The sequence below is a fragment of the Butyrivibrio sp. VCB2001 genome, assembly GCF_000423965.1.
Lineage (GTDB): Bacteria > Bacillota > Clostridia > Lachnospirales > Lachnospiraceae > Butyrivibrio.
The window spans coordinates 215570-231784 of record NZ_AUIZ01000003.1; the positions used below are offsets into that span (position 1 = coordinate 215570).

16 protein-coding genes are annotated in these 16215 nt (G+C 41.2%); 3 read left to right on the top strand and 13 right to left on the bottom strand.

Annotated elements, in window-relative coordinates:
• The first annotated feature begins 252 nt into the window (after nucleotides 1-252).
• The 3 genes from G589_RS0105675 to G589_RS0105685 are packed head-to-tail and all read left to right on the top strand — an operon-like array spanning nucleotide 253 to nucleotide 4353.
• Nucleotides 253-1527 (top strand): MFS transporter, encoded by a 1275-nt coding sequence (locus tag G589_RS0105675; RefSeq protein WP_026521406.1) that lies wholly within the window; start codon nucleotides 253-255, stop codon nucleotides 1525-1527.
• A 20-nt stretch (nucleotides 1528-1547) separates the two neighbouring features.
• Entirely contained in the window at nucleotides 1548-3008 is a 1461-nt protein-coding gene (gene abc-f, locus G589_RS18990) for a ribosomal protection-like ABC-F family protein (protein WP_051192202.1), read from the top strand.
• Entirely contained in the window at nucleotides 3001-4353 is a 1353-nt protein-coding gene (locus tag G589_RS0105685; protein ID WP_026521407.1) for an MATE family efflux transporter, read from the top strand. Before abc-f ends, G589_RS0105685 begins: the two co-directional genes overlap by 8 nt.
• Before the next feature lie 40 nt (nucleotides 4354-4393).
• On the opposite strand, the gene G589_RS0105690 is transcribed toward G589_RS0105685, so the two are convergent.
• From G589_RS0105690 to mnmE, 13 genes are all read right to left on the bottom strand, one after another.
• Nucleotides 4394-5020, bottom strand: a complete 627-nt coding sequence (locus tag G589_RS0105690) for a methylated-DNA--[protein]-cysteine S-methyltransferase (protein ID WP_026521408.1) — start codon at nucleotides 5018-5020, stop codon at nucleotides 4394-4396.
• Nucleotides 5021-5048: 28 nt separating this feature from the next.
• Nucleotides 5049-5738: a hypothetical protein gene (locus tag G589_RS0105695; protein WP_026521409.1), complete on the bottom strand. Its 690-nt coding sequence runs from the start codon at nucleotides 5736-5738 to the stop codon at nucleotides 5049-5051.
• 5 nt (nucleotides 5739-5743) lie between these two features.
• A complete protein-coding gene (locus G589_RS22480; protein ID WP_079484333.1) occupies nucleotides 5744-6001 on the bottom strand; it encodes a helix-turn-helix transcriptional regulator in 258 nt (85 codons plus the stop codon).
• Nucleotides 5973-6452 (bottom strand): hypothetical protein, encoded by a 480-nt coding sequence (locus G589_RS0105705; RefSeq protein ID WP_026521410.1) that lies wholly within the window; start codon nucleotides 6450-6452, stop codon nucleotides 5973-5975. Before G589_RS0105705 ends, G589_RS22480 begins: the two co-directional genes overlap by 29 nt.
• Before the next feature lie 171 nt (nucleotides 6453-6623).
• Entirely contained in the window at nucleotides 6624-7331 is a 708-nt protein-coding gene (gene deoD, locus G589_RS0105710; protein WP_026521411.1) for a purine-nucleoside phosphorylase, read from the bottom strand.
• Between the two features lie 21 nt (nucleotides 7332-7352).
• Nucleotides 7353-8237 (bottom strand): DUF3881 family protein, encoded by an 885-nt coding sequence (locus G589_RS0105715; protein ID WP_022769274.1) that lies wholly within the window; start codon nucleotides 8235-8237, stop codon nucleotides 7353-7355.
• 33 nt (nucleotides 8238-8270) lie between these two features.
• Nucleotides 8271-9563: a serine--tRNA ligase gene (serS, locus tag G589_RS0105720; RefSeq protein WP_026521412.1), complete on the bottom strand. Its 1293-nt coding sequence runs from the start codon at nucleotides 9561-9563 to the stop codon at nucleotides 8271-8273.
• A 51-nt stretch (nucleotides 9564-9614) separates the two neighbouring features.
• Nucleotides 9615-10139: a DUF4446 family protein gene (locus G589_RS0105725; protein ID WP_026521413.1), complete on the bottom strand. Its 525-nt coding sequence runs from the start codon at nucleotides 10137-10139 to the stop codon at nucleotides 9615-9617.
• Between the two features lie 18 nt (nucleotides 10140-10157).
• Nucleotides 10158-11054 carry a ParB/RepB/Spo0J family partition protein gene (locus tag G589_RS0105730; RefSeq protein ID WP_026521414.1) on the bottom strand — a complete coding sequence of 299 codons (897 nt, stop codon included), beginning with the start codon at nucleotides 11052-11054 and terminating at the stop codon, nucleotides 10158-10160.
• A gap of 19 nt (nucleotides 11055-11073) precedes the next feature.
• Entirely contained in the window at nucleotides 11074-11841 is a 768-nt protein-coding gene (locus G589_RS0105735) for a ParA family protein (protein WP_026521415.1), read from the bottom strand.
• A 273-nt stretch (nucleotides 11842-12114) separates the two neighbouring features.
• A complete protein-coding gene (gene rsmG / locus G589_RS0105740) occupies nucleotides 12115-12855 on the bottom strand; it encodes a 16S rRNA (guanine(527)-N(7))-methyltransferase RsmG (RefSeq protein WP_026521416.1) in 741 nt (246 codons plus the stop codon).
• Complete coding sequence (gene mnmG, locus G589_RS0105745; RefSeq protein WP_026521417.1) at nucleotides 12845-14776, bottom strand: tRNA uridine-5-carboxymethylaminomethyl(34) synthesis enzyme MnmG; 1932 nt, start codon at nucleotides 14774-14776, stop codon at nucleotides 12845-12847. Before mnmG ends, rsmG begins: the two co-directional genes overlap by 11 nt.
• 3 nt (nucleotides 14777-14779) lie before the next feature.
• Complete coding sequence (gene mnmE / locus G589_RS0105750; RefSeq protein ID WP_026521418.1) at nucleotides 14780-16204, bottom strand: tRNA uridine-5-carboxymethylaminomethyl(34) synthesis GTPase MnmE; 1425 nt, start codon at nucleotides 16202-16204, stop codon at nucleotides 14780-14782.
• Between the last annotated feature and the right edge of the window lie 11 nt (nucleotides 16205-16215).

The following is a 16215-nucleotide window of genomic DNA, read 5'->3' on the forward strand; positions in this document are numbered from 1 at the left end:
GAGAGGGATGTTGAATAGGTGATATTGATTCAGTAAGTAATAGCAGTAATTAACCCGCAAGGGTGTTATTTGCGTTGCGCGAATCGTATCATTCTACTTCAGATCTTTTCTAATTCCGGATAGGTGCTTTTTTTGTGCCATATCTTAAATACCAAAACACCGGGATAATTAGATTTTGAGATAGACAAGGTCCGTTTGCGTAATGCAAATGGATCTTTTTGTTTTATATTTCGACTTACTTAGGAGGACATCATGGAAAAGACAGATTCGAATGATTTAGAAATAAGAAAGCCCCTGTGGACAAGGGACTTCACAATAATAACCGTGGGCAGCGTAGTCTCCATGCTGGGAAACAGCATGGCAGGATTTGCACTAAGCCTTATGGTGCTGGATTACACCGGATCCACAATGCTCTACGCGATCTACCTTATGACCTACACTGTTCCGCAGCTCATCGTTCCTATCATTTCAGGCGCAATACTGGACAGGTTCTCGAGAAAAAAGATGATCTACACTCTGGACTTTATGATGGGCGGCTTATATCTGCTACTTGGAATACTGCTCTCCCACGGATGGTTTAATTTCCCGCTCTTTGCGCTGTTTAGTTTAACTGTAGGATCAGTAAACAGTATCTACATGGTTGCTTACGACAGCTTTTATCCGCTGCTTATATCAGAGGGAAATTATTCAAAGGCATATTCCATCGCCAGCGTCCTTGAAACATTTGCGATATTCATGGTACCGGTAGCGACCTTTTTCTATAAGCTCTTTGGTATGGGACCACTTCTTATGATCAACGCTGTCTGCTTTTTAGTTGCCGCAACGCTGGAAACCCGGATCAGAGCTGAAGAAAAATACATTGAGAAACAAAAGAAAAGCATTGAAGGTGAAGATCTTTCAAAAGTCTCCCGCGTCCTTGTCGACATTAAGGAAGGCTTTAGATATCTCTTTTCCGAAAAAGGTCTTATGGCGATTGCTATTTATTTCCTGTTCAGTTCCATGGCAGGAGGCGCATCAAATGTAATCTGCCTTCCCTACTTTAAGGGGAATTTTGAAAACGGCGAGTATCTGTTCATGCTGGTATTCGGTATGAGCTTTGTGGGAAGGGCTCTGGGCGGCGCTTTCCATTACAAGAAAAAGCTTGATGCCGGCAATAAGTTTTATATCGCGCTTTTTGTTTACATCATGATCGGAATATTTGAAGGGCTCTATCTCTATACCCCATTACGTGTTGCGATGATACTGAGCTTCTTCGTGGGCGTCGGTGGAGTTACGAGCTATACCATAAGGATTTCTTCCACACAGAGCTATGTTCCCGATGAAAACAAAGGAAGGTTCAACGGCGCATTCCAGGTGCTTTCAACTTCAGGCTCACTTATCGCCGAACTTCTTGCCGGGTCTCTTACACTGGTTATGGATCAACGAGCAGTTCTGCTGCTGTTTGAACTTGCCAGTGTTGTTGCTGCCATCCTGATCATCGGCGGAAACAGAGAACACGTTAAAAAGATCTACAACAGAAATATGTAATCCTTCGAAAGGAGGCGTTAATGTCTAAAAAACTACTGATTGAAGCAGAAAATATAGAAGTAACTTACGGCGAGCAGACAGTTCTCAACTTTGAGAGGTTCTACCTCTACGAAGGCGAGAAGGTCGGGCTTGTCGGAATAAACGGTGCAGGTAAAACCACTTTGCTCAAGGTATTATCCGGAAGCATTGAGCCCACACGAGGCAAGGTTTCCCAGTACTGTACTCCCTTTTATTTTGAGCAGTTTGGTGACGGGCTAAGCTATGACGATGCCGACTACTCAGAAGCCGGTAAACTCGGCGTATCAGATCAGCTCTGGCAGGAGAATGTCAGCGGCGGCGAGAATACAAGGATAAGGCTTTCACAGCTCTTTTCCAGTCAAAGAGCTGTCGCCTTTCTCGATGAGCCAACCTCTAACCTGGACAGCTCAGGGGTCGAACTTCTGAAAAAGAGACTTTCCGAAATCGAGACTCTGGTTCTGATAAGCCATGACAGAGCACTCTTAAACGCAGTCTGTGACCGGATTGTAGAAGTTTCCTTCGGGGAGCTGAATTTCTTTGACGGTAACTACGATGACTATCTTGAGCAGAAAGCTCTTTTGAAAAAGAGCCAGTATGCGGAGTATGAGAATTACCAGGCCGAGAAGAAAAGACTCCAGGGTGTTTATCTTCAGAAAAAAGCCAAGGCAAAAAGCGTTGTGAAAAAGCCAAAGAATCTGACTTCCAGCGAGGCTAAAGCCATTGCTCTTTGCGGAAACAGAAAGCCCGAGGATAAGGCACGCAGTCTTGAAAAGAGTGCAGAGAACGTACTCAAGAGAATCGAGCACATGGAGATTAAGGAAAAGCCCAAGGAAGAGCCGGTTGCCCGTCCTGACTTTCGCCTCACCAATCCTCCGAGAAATCCTATTGTCATAAGAGGAGAGCACCTTTCCTTTGGATATGATGAAAAGCTGATTTTTGATGATGCAGACTTTATAATTAAAAATGGAGCTAAGGTAGCTCTTGTCGGAGATAACGGCGCAGGAAAAACAACGCTTATTGAACTCATCAATAAGAGAGAAGGCATCTATGTTGTCCCGGGTGCCAAGATCGGCTACGCAAGGCAGAACATGAGCCAGATCGATATGGACAAAACGGTCCTTGAAAATGTCAGGGATGTCAGTATCCAGAAGGAAAGCATCGCACGTATAATTCTTGCGAGACTTCTTTTAACAGAAAGAGATATCCAAAAGAAGGCATCGGACTTATCCGGCGGCGAAAGGATGAAGCTGTCCTTTGCAATGCTCTTTGTGTCGGATGTTAATTTCCTGATACTGGATGAGCCCACCAACTACCTTGATATCCCATCAATTGAAGCACTGGAAAAGCTACTTATGGAATATGAGGGAACTCTTATCTTCGTTTCCCACGATAAGACTTTCGTGGAACATGTTGCTACTGAAAAGCTTTTGATTCAAGACGGAAAGATAATAAAAAGTGAATAACAAAGAATCTTTATACAGGAAAATATGGGTAGTTGCTCTGCCCATCATATTTCAGAATATCATCGACGCATCCGTTAACAGCGCGGATGTACTGATGCTTAACTATGTTGGCCAGGATGCCATAAGTGCCGTGTCCCTTGCAAACTCTCTTGTGGGAATTCTGTTTATGCTCCTCTACGGGATAGGTACAGGAATAGCGATGCTGGCAGCCCAGTATTATGGCAAAGGCGATCTTGTGACTATTGAAAAGATCGAGGGAATCGGACTGAAATTCTCCTTGTCGGTTGCTGCCCTGGGTGCATTTTTCTGCATGACGATACCTCAGAAGCTGATGTACATCTACACTTCAGATCCGGTACTTATAGAACTTGGTGCCAGGTATCTTCGCTTCATCGCACCGGGCCTGTTGTTCTGGGCCATAAGTGCAGTGTACATGGCCATCCTACGATGTATCGGAAGAGTCGGAACAAGTACAGTTATTGAAACTACTGCACTAATAGTTAATGTCTGCTTAAACGCTGTGTTTATCTTCGGACTTCTTGGTGCACCAAAGCTTGGTGTTATCGGTGTTGCCATCGCAACTACATTGAGCCGCCTGATACAGCTAATATTCTGCATCGTAGTTTCTATATCCGGTGCCGAAGTGAAGCTGTCACTAAAGCCCATGTTTGAAAGACACAGGCTTTTGGAGAAGGATTTCTTTTCCATGGCTCTGCCGGCTATAGGAAATGACCTGTCCTGGTCACTGGCTTTTTCCATGTACTCCGTGATAATCGGTCACCTTGGAAATGATATGGTTGCAGCCTATTCCATTACAAATGTCGTGCGAAACCTCGGAACAGTCTTCTGCTTCGGAATGGCTTCTGCTACAGGCATCATAGTAGGTCAGATCCTTGGAAGCGGCCAAAGAGATGAAGGCATAAAGGCAGCACACACGCTCTTTCGCCTGACTATCCTGGCAGGAATCTTAGGCGGAATAGTTGTTGCTCTCGTAATGCCCTTTGCCCTTACCCACGCTTCCCTCACTCCACAGGCTCTTGATTATCTGAAGTTCATGCTCCTTATCAGCACCTACTACATCATGGGAACTGCAGTAAATACCTGCCTTATCGCCGGTATCTTCAGAGCAGGGGGTGATAGCAAATTCGGATTTATCTGCGACACCATAGACATGTGGTGCTACGCTGTACCACTGGGACTCCTTGCAGCCTTTGTCTTTAAGCTCCCGGTAAAAGTAGTGTTCTTCCTGCTATGCACTGATGAGTTTGTGAAATGGCCCTGGGTACTTAAGCACTTCTACAGTCACAAGTGGGCAAGGAATATTACAAGAGATGAGATGGACTAAATAAAACCCGGATGCTGATCAGACAGCTTCCGGGTTCTTCTTATTTTTTCCATTGATATTTTTTCAGATCAACAACTCCGTCTTTGACTTCGACGCCTTCAGATTGCAGGATTTCTCCCTGCTTCCAGGCTCCGCCAAATGCATAGTTGCCGGCAAGTTCGCCTTTTGAATTTACTACACGATGGCAGGGAATTGTGCTTGGGTCAGGGTTTTTGTGAAGAGCATTTCCTACGGCTCTTGCCATCTTTCTATCCCCGGCTTCTTCCGCAACCTGGGCATAAGTTGCAACGCAGCCTTTTGGGATTCTCGCAACAGCATCATAAATTCTCTTGGTTGGAGAGTCTGCTATCAGGTCGTAGCTCTCAGCAATCATGATCTTTATGTCTTTATCCGGGATACTTCCATCGAGGATGATTGTATTCCAATGCTCCTTATTCTGATGGTATCCGGGGATAACTGAGCTGTAAGCCTTTCTCCAGAAAAAAGCCGTCTCGGGATCAACCTTCACATTGAGATTTATAAAGTCCTCTCGTTCATAAGTCCACAGGAATGCTTTTTTATTATACTTATATCGCACCAGCTGCCAGTTAGGATCATGGAAGGGCGCTTCCTGATAAGTATCCGGAAAAGATAATCCGTATTTTAATGCTTCTTCTCTTGTTTTCATGAAATAATTCTAACACATTCTAATAGAATTACTCATAATTCACTGTTATTTTTCCCAGCGTTATTCTATTAAGAACTTTATCATTGGTCTTTACTGTATGTTCAGGCAGTATTTTTTCCTGATAGTACGCTCCGTCCCAGTTAACAAGTTTTTCCGGCTCATCGCTGTATACGGTAAAGCTCTGAGTTTTTGCCAGATTGTCGGAGTACTTTTTTGCAAGAGCCTGTTTTATCCTCATATTAGTGAGGATGCTTTCATCCAGCCCTGTCCTTTCAAGCTGATCCCCAGTCATACTACTTAGGATCATCTTTGCTTCGACCATAGCTTGTTTTTCTTCCGCGCTACTTAATACGACTCCTTCTAAAAGAGCTCTTTTAAAATAAATCTCATCAGATATACAAGTGTTTACTGCCACCTTCTTGGCATAATCGCAAACAAACTGAGAATCCATGCCGGCTGAAAAGTGGGTATTCCACCAGTGCTTTGGATTCTCAGGATCATACAAAAGAGCCTGGTTCTGGACAAACTCTTCTATTTCATATATGTAATAGCCAAACTCTCTTAAAGTTATCTCGGTATCATCAACTGTGATCAAAGGCTCATCAAGATGGTCTTCGTAAACAAATCTGCTTAGTATTTTTCCGCAAATAGCAGCAGCTATCAGGATGACATTTACAATTAAGATTATTATGATAGCTCTTTTAACTGATCTCTTCATGATCACTATCCATCCTGTGTAAACAACTCTTGGAATTCCTTTCTTCCGGGAACCCACGCCTTTTCATAAATGTGAGTGAAATGATTCTTTACTGTCTGTTCAGAAATCCCAAGCATATAAGCAATTCTATGGTTTGAAAACCCCGACACTTTAAGGTATCCGAGTTCAAGCTCTCTTTTTGTAAATCCGAATTTACGAGCTATATTAAGATATTGCTCCTTAGTAATTCCGGGATCATTCATCTTCCATGTCCATCTCTTCATTCATCTTACGCTCGGCATTTAACTTAAGCGGCAGAAGGAAAAACTCAATTATAACTGCATAAAAACCTGACAGGAAGCAGACAGCAAGGCTTGGTCCAAAGGTCTCAGGTTCAGATAAATGTCCCATAAGGATTATTGCTGAGGTTATGATTGCAAAAAGAGCTCCAAAAATAGTAAGTTTCTGAGCAGCTCCTACTGCTTCTATAATATTTTTAAGTTCAAGAAGTCTGTAATCTTTTATCCCTACCGAGAATGACTTCAAAAAATCTTTCCACTCACCCATGATAATGAGGCCGGGGATCAGAATAAGCAAAACGAGAATCAGCGACGGCACATCAAGAAACCAAGCTACAGCAGAAAAACCAAAGTCTGTTCCGAGGGTACTGATAAAAAATACTACAAGGAAAAGTATAAGCTCTCCAAGTAAAACGGTACGTATATTCTTTTTCATTGACATACTCCTTTATTATTCTTCACATTAATTGTAACAGATGTTCTTAATATGACGTTATCATATACACGAAAAGAAATATATAGTACCTTTTTTTGTCCGGCGCATAAAAAGAAGTCCTTGACCAAAAGGTCAGGACTTCTTAATTTTTTTAACTCCATATTTGTCTGATCAGAGCTGAATTGCAGTCTTAAGAGCAATCTCCATCATATCTGTAAATCCGGTCTCACGCTCTTTTGCTGTAAGCTCTTCTGTCTTGAAGAGATGATCAGAACATGTAAGGATTGTAAGAGCATTTTTCCCCGCTTCTGCTGCGTTCATATAAAGAGCAGGTGTCTCCATCTCTACTGCAAGAGCGCCCATGTTTCTGTAGAGCTCACTTTCATTGCACTTCTTGTAGAATGCATCTGAAGAAAGAACATCACCTACGTGATACTTAACGCCTTTCTCCTTAGCGATAGCAACTGCCTTCTCAAGAATGTTGTAGCTGCAAGTAGGAGCGAATGTTCCCGGAAGTCCGAACTGGAATCCGTAATTGGAATCTGTATGTGCTCCCTGAGCAAAGATGATATCCATAACATTTACATCGTCCTGAAGTCCGCCTGCGCTGCCGACTCTGATGATGTTGTCTACATCGTAGAAGTTAAAGAGCTCATAGGTATAGATACCGATTGAAGGAATTCCCATTCCGTGTCCCATTACAGACACCTCTTTTCCCTCGTACTTACCGGTAAAGCCCAGCATTCCTCTTACTTCATTTACGCACTTAATATCTGTAAGGAAGTTCTCTGCAATAAATTTCGCCCTGAGTGGATCCCCGGGCATAAGAACGGTCTTGGCGAAATCGCCTTTTTCTGCTTGATTGTGTGGTGTTGCCATAACTACCTCCTTTTTTCTTTTTTAATTATCCGGATAGTTTATCATTCCCTGCATCCAGATATTTCCTTTAAATCTTCTGCCTACAGCCGGCTCTCCGAGAAGGTCTGCCTCGTTGATGCATACGTCAAACTCAATCTCGTTGCAAAGGATCCTCATAATGTAGACAGCTTCATCCGTAAAACGATTGATGACCTTCTGACTATCGACCACCTCTCCCAAAACAGAATACTGATCGCACTCAACACCATAGGGCATAAAGTAAGTATCAACCAGGCTGTAGATATCCTGCTTCCTGATCTTCTTGGAAAGGGTCGTGTAAAGATCCATGTCATCAAGAGTCAGGGACTCAATGGCTGTTTCGTCCCCTCGTCTTGCATTGTTTATAAGTTTATTTCTGTAGTTTAGTTTTTTCTTTGCGACCTCTTTCTCTTCTTCGGTCTTTGCAATCGGCATCATGATCTGACCCTTGATTGAAAGAGCTGAAAGAGAAAGTGTAGTCCCCTTGATAGGAAACTTGTTTTCGTTCTCATACTTGATGTAAGGAACCATGTTCTGAAGATAGAAAATAAGTGTCACGCCAAGCCTTGGTTCATTGCAGACTCCTGCGTATGAATATGTGGCTGCATGTCTCTCAATATTGATATCTTCTTCGGTACTTACAGCAGATGGAATAAGGTACGGGTAGTAGTACTCGTAGATGAACTTATCTTCATCATCAAATTCACCGCATACTGCTACTCCGATCCTGTCAGCAAAGTCCCTGGCAAACTCCGCCAGGATCACGTTCTCATTATTGGTCACATAGGACCTCTTCTGAGCATTCTGAATAGAACTCGTGATAAGCGCAGTCAGTTCTTTTCTATCTTTAATTTTTGAAAAACCAACAGCTCTTAAAAACTTGTGCAAAAAGATTTTACCTCATTTCCGATTACATTGATCTCATGCCTTAGCATTGGGAACAAGAACTTCCTTGCCACCCATGTAAGGACGAAGAACCTCAGGAATCTTAACTGTTCCGTCAGCCTGAAGGTTGTTCTCAAGGAATGCGATGAGCATTCTTGGAGGAGCAACAACTGTATTGTTAAGTGTATGAGCAAGATAATTTCCATCCTTGCCCTTGATTCTGATACGAAGTCTTCTTGCCTGAGCATCGCCAAGATTTGAGCAGCTTCCAACCTCGAAGTACTTCTTCTGTCTTGGTGACCATGCTTCTACGTCGCAGCTCTTGCACTTAAGATCTGCAAGGTCTCCTGAACAGCACTCAAGAGTTCTGACAGGAATATCCAGTGATCTGAACAGATCAACTGTGTTCTGCCAAAGCTTGTCATACCAGGTCTTTGAATCCTCGGGCTTACAGATAACTACCATCTCCTGCTTCTCAAACTGATGGATTCTGTAAACACCTCTCTCCTCGATACCGTGTGCACCTTTCTCTTTTCTAAAGCAAGGTGAATAGCTGGTAAGAGCCATAGGCATCTGATCTTCAGGAATAATCTGATCTATGAACTTACCGATCATTGAATGCTCACTGGTTCCGATGAGGTAAAGATCCTCACCTTCAATCTTATACATCATGGCCTCCATCTCAGGGAAGCTCATAACACCTGCAACAACATTTCCGTGGATCATGAAAGGAGGAACACAGTAAGTGAAACCTCTGTCGATCATGAAGTCTCTTGCATAGCTGATAACTGCTGAGTGAAGTCTTGCGATGTCACCCATGAGATAGTAGAAACCATTTCCTGCTACTCTTCTTGCAGCATCAAGATCGATTCCGTTAAAGCTCTCCATAATATCAGTGTGGTATGGAATCTCAAAATCAGGAACAAACGGATCACCATACTTCTGGATCTCAACGTTCTGTGAATCATCCTTACCGATAGGAACTGACTCATCGATGATCTGAGGAATGATCATCATCTTATTTGTTACCTGCTCATCAAGCTCTTTCTGCTTAGCCTCAAGCTCTTCAAGACGCTTAGCTTCCTTGGCAACTTCATCCTTAAGTGCCATAGCTTCGTCCTTCTTGCCCTGAGCCATAAGTCCACCGATCTCTTTTGAGATCTTGTTTCTGTGAGCTCTTATCTCATCTGCTTCCTGCTGATTGGTTCTTCTCTGCTCGTCAAGTGCAATAACCTCATCAACAAGAGGAAGCTTCTCATCCTGGAATTTCTTCTTGATGTTCTCCCTAACTACGTCAGGATTCTCTCTTAAAAATTTAATGTCGATCATTTGTGATCTCCTCCACTTAAATATATTTTATGCAATTATATTTTGTAATTCTTATCTTCTGTTTACACTATCAAGTGCCATATCAAGAGCTTTCTTTTCTTCACCGCTAAGTTCCACGTCAGCGATTCCGGCTTTTATATCTTTTGAATAAGAATAGTTTAATCCGTCTGTGCTATGAACCGAGTTAAGAAGAACTCCATTGTCGCTTTCATCCAAAAGGCAAAGTGCAAAGCTTAGCTTTCCTCCGCTCTGATTGAATGCATCATACTTATGAAGTCCAACCTTCTGGAAGGTTCTTGCCATTCTTCTGTTGATATCAATAATATCTTTTCGGTTCTTCTCGTTCTCACTTCTAATGAGTCTGTTATCATGGAAAAGACCTATGATCTCATCTTCTAGTGAGTCAGCTTCTTTTCCCTGCATGAACTTATTGTATTTTCTTTCCAGCTTTTTGAATTTCTTCCCCTGAAGAATAACCAGTACAATAAGAACAATTACCAGAAGAATCAAAACCAGAAAAAGAATTCCCGGATCCAATGCGCCTAGCCCTATAGCATTAAAAATATTGCTGTTCATATTTCCCCCAAATAAGTTTTATTCTCTGCAGATTCTATCGATGATCTTCTCGAGGTCATCGTTGTTATAGAACTCAATCTGTATAAGTCCTACACCATCTCCCTTGGATGTAACTTCGACCTTGGTTCCAAGTGCCTGTTTGCACTTCTCGGAAACTTCTGCATAAACTGCATCGATGCTTGGATTAGACTTAGAAGATGCTTTCTTCTTAGGTGTCTTACCAAGATTCTTTACAAGCTTTTCTGTTTCTCTTACACTAAGGTTTCCGTCGAATACCTGCTGCGCAACTTCTTCCTGCTGATTAGGATCTGTAATTGCTAAAAGAGCTCTCGCATGTCCTGCAGTAAGCAGCTCCTGAATTACCATTTCCTGAACTTTTTCTGTCAGCTTCAAAAGTCTGAGAGAGTTAGTAACATATACTCTACTCTTAGAGATCTTTTCAGCTACCTGATCCTGAGTATAAGAATACTGTTCGATGAGCTGCTTAAAAGCAAATGCCTCTTCAATAGAATTGATGTCTTCACGCTGTAAGTTCTCAATAATTGCAAGCTCAGCGATTTCCTCATCAGTTAAATCTTTAATTACGACAGGTACTTCTTTAAGTCCTGCTTTCTTAGCTGCTCTCCATCTTCTCTCACCTGCTACGATAAGGAAGCTGTCACCTCTCTTAGTAACAAGTAATGGAGTAATAACTCCATGCTGTTTAATAGAGTCTGCAAGCTCAAGAATCTTATCTTCATCAAATGTCTTTCTTGGCTGATTTCTGTTTGGTTCGAGCTCTGTTGTCTTGAGGGTAACTACTGCTCCCTCAGGCTGAGCTGCTGTATTTTTATCTTCTTTCTTTGGAGTAACCTTAGCCGGGATCATTGCATCCAGTCCCTTGCCAAGTCCTCTCTTTGCATTCTTTGGTGCCATGTCTTTCCTCCAAAACTTATTAATCAAATTTTCTAGCGATAACTTCCTTGGCAAGAAGTCTGTATGCCTCAGCTCCGGCTGACTTTGGTTCGTACTGATTTATTGGCATACCATAACTGGGAGCTTCAGCAAGTCTGATATTTCTTGGGATGATTGTCTTATAGACGTTCTCCTCAATGTGATCCTTAACATTCTCAACTACCTGAAGAGAAAGATTTGTTCTGGAATCGAACATGGTAAATACTACACCTTCCATCTCAAGCTCAGGATTAAGTCTGTCTTTCACAAGATTTACTGTGCGAACCAACTGACTAAGTCCCTCGAGTGCATAATACTCACACTGGATTGGAACCAATACTGTGTTGGCAGTTGTCATAGCATTGATTGTCAGCATACTAAGAGATGGCGGACAATCTATTATGATAAAATCATAATTATCTTTTACATTACTGATTGCATTTCTAAGAATGAATTCCTTGTCTTCGGCATCGATAAGTTCTATCTCTACCGCTGCAAGATCTACATTAGATGGTATGATATCAACATTCTTAGCTACTTCTTTTGTAATAGCTTCGTCAGTTGTAATCTCACCTATGAGTAATTCGTAGATAGTGTTTTCCAACTCGTTCTTATCAAGACCAAGTCCACTGGTTGTATTTCCCTGGGGATCGGTATCGATTACCAGGACTTTCTTTCCTGCTTCACCAAGTGCAGCAGATAAGTTAATAGAAGTGGTGGTTTTACCAACGCCACCTTTTTGGTTCGCAATAGCTATAACTCTTCCCATTATTCCTCCACCTTTTTCAAAACGCTATATTGATTGTAACACAATTTCTTATTTATAGAGCACAACATGTAAACTTTTTGACTATAAACTATATCTTGTGTCTGAAATTGTCTCTATTTACAGAACAATATCCATCTGTATTAATGTTTCACGTGAAACAACACAATATCTAGTATAAAAATGTTTCACGTGAAACAATTTTTTGTGATGAGAATTGTACCTCGTTTGAATGTTTCACGTGAAACTATAAGATTAGAATACTAGTATTTGTGTTTACTGTAATGGCTGCTTCGAAGGTACTCCAGCTTTTCTTGGATATTTCTTAGAAGTATTCTCCTTCTTCTCAACAATACATATTGTCCTACTAACATCTGAATCCGGTAAAAGAAATTCTTCAGCAGCTACAAGTTTACCACCAAGTAAGTGAATAGCTCCTTTTGCATTCTTAAGTTCTTCCTGAGCTTTCTCACTCTTGTATGCAATGAAGGATCCGCCAACCTTAACATATGGAAGACAATACTCAGAAAGAGTTGCCATATTAGCTACAGCTCTTGAAACAGCAATGTCAAAAGTCTCCCTCAGTGAACCTTCCTTAGCAAGACAATAATCTTCTGCTCTACCATGAAGAGTCTCGATTGATCCTCTCTCATTAAGTCCAAGCTGATCTATTACTTCATTAAGGAAATTGAGTCTCTTATTAAGAGAATCCAAAAGGGTAATGTGCAGATCAGGAAAAACTATCTTAAGTGGAATTCCGGGAAAGCCGGCTCCGGTTCCAATATCTACCAGTGAATAATCCTTCTTTGAAAAATCAAAATACTTACTTCCTGAAATACTATCAACAAAGTGTAACTTACATACGTCGTTAAACTCTGTTATAGCTGTAAGGTTCATAACCTCATTCCATTTAATAAGCAGTTGATAATACTGGTCAAACTGATCAAGCTGTTTATCTGTAAGTTCAATATCAAAGGAAGAAAAATCCTTTATCATCTGACTGTAATCATTTGTCATTCTCTGTACCTCTATGAAGTGAATCAAGGTATATGATCAGCACTGAAACATCGGCAGGATTAACTCCACCGATTCTGGAAGCCTGACCAATATTAGTTGGTCTGAACTTTTCAAGTTTTTGTCTGGCCTCTAACCTTAAGCTGGATACATCATCATAATTAATATCCGCAGGTATCAATTTCTTTTCAAGCTTTCTGAACTGATCAACCTGTCTCTGCTGTCTTTCTATGTATCCTTCATATCTGATGGTAATCTCAACCTGTTCAATTACATCTGTCGGAAGCTCTTTTCTGTCAGGATCTATTTCAGCAATCAGATCATAATTAAGCTCCGGTCTGCATATAAGTTCAGCAAGAGATGTTGCAGTCTTAAGTGATGAGCTTCCACACTTCTCCATGAACTCCTGAATCCTTGCGTTAGCTCCGACTGTTGTCTCTTTCAATCTCTTGACTTCAGCGTTTATCATCTCCTCTTTCTTAAGAAGCTTTTCATATTTTTCATCGCTTATAAGTCCTACTTCATGACCTTTTCCTCTGAGACGAATATCAGCATTGTCCTGTCTGAGCAACAATCTGTACTCAGCACGGGAAGTCATCATTCTGTATGGTTCAAAGTTTTCCTTTGTAACAAGGTCATCTACAAGAACACCAATATATCCTTCAGACCTGTCGATGGTCAGATACTCTTTTCCGAGAATCTGCATCGAAGCATTTATTCCGGCATAAAGTCCCTGAGCAGCAGCTTCTTCATAACCGCTACTTCCGTTAACCTGTCCGGCACTAAAGAGACCTCTTACATTTTTAATCTCAAGTGTAGGATGAAGTTGTCCGGGACAAAGGCAATCATACTCAATTGCATAAGCAGACTTTACAATCTTACAATTCTCAAGACCCGGAACTGTTCTATACATTGCAATCTGAACATCTTCAGGAAGTGAAGAACTCATGCCATCAATATACACTTCATTGGTATAAGTTCCTTCCGGCTCAACAAATACATGATGTCTGTCATGGTCAGGGAACTTGACAACCTTATCTTCTATAGATGGACAATATCTTGGGCCGACACCTTCTATGATGCCTGCATATATAGGTGATCTATCTATGTTATTTCGTATTATTTCATGTGTTTTTTCATTTGTATATGTGAGATAGCATGAAACCTGAGGTCTCTGCACATCAGCAGGATCTGTATCAAATGAGAAAGGGATAACAGGAGTATCTCCAAACTGCTCACTCATCTTGGAATAGTCAATTGAATTGCCATCCATTCTGGCAGGAGTTCCTGTCTTAAATCTTCTAAGTTCAATACCTGCTTTAATAAGAGAATCAGATAAATAGTTAGATGGTAAAAGACCATTAGGACCACTGTAAGTAATCGCTTCACCTGTAAGACATCTGCTCTTAAGATAAGTTCCGGTACAGATGATTACAGCTTTGGCCTCATAGACAATTCCGGAAAAGATCTTTACACCGGTTATTACTTTTGTGTATCCTTCTTTCTTAAGTTCCTCATCATCAGTATCTTCAAAAAGAAGTTCAGTAACTTCTGCCTGCTTGATGTAAAGGTGTTCTTGCTCCTCCAAAACTTTTCTCATAGCTTTGGAATATTCCATCTTATCAGCCTGACATCTGAGTGAATGTACAGCCGGACCCTTAGAGGTGTTCAGCATCTTGGACTGAAGGAAAGTCTTATCAATGTTCTTTCCCATCTCTCCGCCAAGAGCATCGATCTCTCTGACAAGATGTCCTTTAGATGATCCACCGATATGTGGATTACAAGGCATAAAAGCAATATTGTCAGCACTCATTGTAAACATAACAGTCTCTAGCCCTAGTCTTGCACATGCAAGTGCTGCTTCACAACCGGCGTGACCGGCTCCGATAATTGCTACATCAATTTTTTCTCTTACTTCGATCATAAATTATTTACCCATACAGAATTTGGAGAAGATTTCTTCTGCCAGGTCATCACCTATTTCTTCTCCTATTATTTCACCAAGATATACATAAGCGTTTGTCAGATCAACGGTATAAAAATCCTCCGAAAGATCTTTTTCAATACTATCTATTACAAGAGCAAGACTTTCAACAGTTTTTGAAAGAAGCTCCTTATGTCTTAAGTTAGTAATATAGATTTCCTGCTTGGGAGCAATCTCACCATCAAGGAAAAGCTCAGTAATGGCGCGCTTTAGCTCCTCTATACCTTCTCCATTCAATAATGAAGTGGTGATGACAGGAAAATCTACAGAATCACTTCCTGAAAACAGCATAGGAAGGATATCTTTTGATATTTTTATATCACCAGTCAGGTCGTTCTTATTAAGAATTACAATGGTTTTCTTGTCCGCACAGAGACTGCTTATCTGCTTATCTTCATCATCAATCTCAGATGTGGAGTCAATTATATAAAGACAAAGATCAGCTTCTTCAACTTTTTCTTTTGCCTTATCAACTCCGATCTTCTCAATGAGATCCTCAGTGTCTCTGATTCCTGCAGTGTCTATAAGATTGAGAATTATATCATCAAGTCTTACTGTCTCTTCAATGACATCTCTGGTTGTTCCGGCGATATCAGTTACAATCGCCCTTTCATTTCCGGAGAGTGCATTTAAAAGAGACGACTTACCGGCGTTTGGTTTTCCAATAATTACAGTTTTTATTCCGTCTTTTCTGATCTTACCTTCATCTGCTGTCTTTAAAAGTTTTCTTATTTTTTCTGACATTGCAGTCACTTTTTCTTTCAGCTTATCAGAATATCCTGTAAGATCGTAGCTCTCGGGGTCATCAATTGCAGATTCAATATAGGCCATCTGATAGAGAATGTCTTCCCTCAGGGCCTTAACTTCTTTGTAGATACTTCCCTGTAGCTGGGCTCTGGAGCTGTCCAGAGCAAATTTGTTCTGTGCTCCGATGATGTCCATTACTGCTTCTGCCTTGGTAAGGTCAATTCTTCCGCTAAGGAAAGCTCTTTTTGTAAACTCACCCGGTTCAGCAAGTCTGCAACCTTTTGACAGAAGTAGAGATAATATCTCATTCATCACCAGCATTCCGCCATGGGAATTGATCTCAATTACATCTTCCCTGGTATAACTGTGAGGACCTTTCATAAAAGAGATCATGACTTCATCAACAATATCTCCCTGATCATTGCAGATGTATCCGTACTTTATGGTATTGGGTTTGTGGGTTAAAAGAGTGTGCTCCTTCTTTGAAGAAACATAAATCTTATCACAGATTGTAAGAGCATCTTTTCCACTGACTCTTATAATACCAATTCCGGCATCGGACATGGCAGTAGCTATTGCGCAGATTGTATCATCATTAAAGTTGTTTAAAACACTGCTCATAATTTTTCCCT